This is a genomic window from Streptomyces sp. NPDC001880 (assembly GCF_053594575.1).
Map to the genome: position 1 here is coordinate 1 of NZ_JBSFET010000277.1, position 1520 is coordinate 1520.

Sequence of the window (1520 nt, forward strand, 5' to 3'; positions counted from 1 at the left end):
CGGAGCCGCCGCACACGCACCAGTTCCAGGTGTGGCTGCCGTACGGGGCGGATGTCCTGACGGAGCGAGGCGTGCGGCTACCAGCGCCCGACCGAGATGCTGATCGTGGAGACCGGGCTGATCGCGGTGACCTGGGCGGCCGACCTGACCGACCCGGACGACGTCGCCGCCGTCACCGCCCACGTCCGGTCGTCGCTGGCGGCCGACAGCGAGGACGCCCGGCGCCAGTTCCTGGACTCGGCGCAGCCGGGCGAGCTGGACGCGGACCCGATCGGCACGGCCGCCGTGCTCGCCTTCGGAATATCGACAGGTCCGAGCTTTTCGACAAGGGATACGTGGCTGCCAAGTCAGGCCACAGCCGCGGCAGTTCCGTCGACTTGACGCTCTACACCCTTGCCACCGGAGAAAATGCTTGCATGGGTGGTGACCACGACCTCATGGACTCGATCTCACATCATGGAGCAGCAGGAATAAGACCCGTCGAAGCGGAAAACCGCGAGCACCTTTGCTCCGTAATGGAGGATTGCGGATTTGCTCGCTACGCCTGCGAGTGGTGGCACTACACGCTGGAAAGCGAGCCTTACTCAGATGTCTATTTCGACTTTCCCATCACATGATGGAAGCCTCCCATACGTCTCACAGTGGGGAAGCCTGGACCGGAACGACGAGGTCGTCATGCGGCGTGCCGCCCCATCCAGGATCGACGTCTTCCTGAGGCGCACCGATCCATCGCAACTGCACGACTGGACCTCCGACGGGTACCACTCGCGCGAGGAGTACCTGTTCTGGTCCCGCAAAGTCTGCGGCTTGGCATGTCTGCAGTCCCTGCTCCACGGCTGGACGGACACCCGACTGCTGATGCGTGAACTCCTTGCGCTGGCCCTCGACTGGGGTTGCTACGTGGTGGAACCCCAGGGCAAGGTCCAAGGACTGATATACCGGCCATTCATGGCTTGGGTCAGCTCACACTTCGGATTCAAATGCCAACTGGTCGAGAACACACCGATTCAAGCATCCGCCCGAGCGGTGCGCCCCGGGCAAGCCTTGATCGCTTCAGTGTCTCCTGAGATTCGCGACCCAAGCACCTGTAAACCGCGGCGGGGAGGGCATCTTGTGCTGGTTCATGAGGTCCATGGCGGGACGGTGCGGTTCCATAATCCGTCGGGCTACTCCCACAATTCGGACTCCACATCGCTGCCCATGCGCGTATTCGAGCGCTTCCACGCAGGACGAGGAATCCTGGTCAGTGTGACACCGTGAGGCCAGGCGAACCGGCACCGCGCGCCGCTGCGAGCGCACGATTGAGGGTCTGCTGAGCCGGCATCAGCCCGGCCCGGGCGGGCGCGGGAGGAGTGTGGTCCCTCACGGCCCGTCCTCCGAGCCGTGGTCGGCCTGAAAGAGCTCCAGTTGAGCTTCTTCGGCGCTGCCGCTGCGGGCTGGAGGTCGCGCAGGACGTTGCAGTAGTTCCAGAGCTTGGCGACCAGGGTGTTGGTCTGGGCGGCGGCCTGCGGGGCGAGCAC

Annotated in this window: 2 protein-coding genes and 1 pseudogene; all 3 read left to right on the top strand. The window is 64.5% G+C overall.

From position 1 onward, the window contains the following. Positions 1 to 96 precede the first annotated feature (96 nt). The 3 genes and pseudogenes from ACWCQ6_RS37225 to ACWCQ6_RS37235 all read left to right on the top strand — a co-directional run bounded on the left by ACWCQ6_RS37225 (position 97) and on the right by ACWCQ6_RS37235 (position 1260). Positions 97 to 381 carry a hypothetical protein gene (locus ACWCQ6_RS37225; protein WP_451096931.1) on the top strand — a complete coding sequence of 95 codons (285 nt, stop codon included), beginning with the start codon at positions 97 to 99 and terminating at the stop codon, positions 379 to 381. Next, positions 300 to 617: pseudogene (locus tag ACWCQ6_RS37230) on the top strand (M15 family metallopeptidase); the annotation flags it as partial. The gene ACWCQ6_RS37225 and the pseudogene ACWCQ6_RS37230, both read left to right, overlap by 82 nt. Positions 618 to 675: 58 nt before the next feature. Next, positions 676 to 1260, top strand: a complete 585-nt coding sequence (locus ACWCQ6_RS37235; RefSeq protein WP_148841721.1) for a hypothetical protein — start codon at positions 676 to 678, stop codon at positions 1258 to 1260. Positions 1261 to 1520 lie beyond the last annotated feature (260 nt).